The organism is Microvirga tunisiensis, assembly GCF_009296175.1.
GTDB lineage: Bacteria > Pseudomonadota > Alphaproteobacteria > Rhizobiales > Beijerinckiaceae > Microvirga > Microvirga tunisiensis.
On record NZ_VOSK01000833.1, the window covers coordinates 1 to 1074 of the forward strand.

Here is a 1074-nt window from a genome sequence, read left to right on the forward strand (position 1 = left end):
TTGTTGAGGCATTCATCGACGAGTTGGACCTCGCGGCCCTGGGCTTTGCCGGCATCGTGCCGGAGGTGACGGGCCGCCCAGCGTATCATCCCGCCACCCTGCTCAAGATCTACATCTACGGCTATCTCAACCGCATTCAGTCGAGCCGGAGGCTGGAACGCGAGACCCAGCGCAACCTCGAGCTGATCTGGCTGACCGGCCGGCTGATGCCCGACTTCAAGACCATCGCCGACTTCCGCCGCGACAATGGCCCGGCCATCCGCGCGGCGTGTGCGCAGTTCGTCGTGCTGTGCCGCAAGCTCAACCTGTTCACCCGGGCGGTGGTGGCCATCGACGGCTCCAAGTTCAAGGCCGTCAACAATCGGGACAAGAACTTCACCGTGGCCAAGGTGGCCAAGCGCATCGAGCAGGTCGAGGCCAGCATCGCCCGCTACCTGGCGGCGCTCGATCGGGCCGACCGGCAGGACAACGATGTGGCCGAGGCCAAGACGGCCCGCCTGAAGGAGAAGATCGAAGGCCTGCGCCGGTCGATGCAGTCTCTGAAGGAGATGCAGCAGCAGGTGGAGGCCGCGCCCGACCAGCAGATCTCCCTCACCGATCCGGATGCCCGTTCAATGGCCACCAGCGGCAAGGGCACCGGCATTGTTGGCTACAACGTCCAGATGGCGGTGGAGGCCGAGCACCACCTCATCGTGGCGCACGAGGTGACCAATGTCGGCAACGACCGCACCCAACTGCTCGCGATGGGACGGCAAGCCCAAGACGTGATGACGTGCGAGGAAGTCACGGCGCTGGCCGATCGCGGCTCTTTCAATGGTGACGAGGTGCTGGCCTGCGAAGGAACCGGCGTGCTGCCCTGCGTTCCCAAGACGCTGACCTCCGGCAACACCAAGCGCGGCCTGTTTACCGGGCAGGACGTCGTCTATGACGCCGAGCATGACCACTACACCTGCCCGGCGGGTCAGCATCTGACGAAGGGCAAGGTGCGCTCAGACCGCCGGGACAATATCGATCATGACCGCAACCTGACCGCCTGTTCAGCCTGTGCCCTCAAGCCCCAATGCTCGCCGGACA

General features: G+C 64.7%; 1 protein-coding gene. It reads left to right on the forward strand.

Annotated elements, in window-relative coordinates; translation table 11 throughout:
* Positions 1 to 1074: IS1182 family transposase (locus FS320_RS43975; RefSeq protein ID WP_152718730.1), on the forward strand; the 1074-nt coding region annotated here is incomplete at both ends.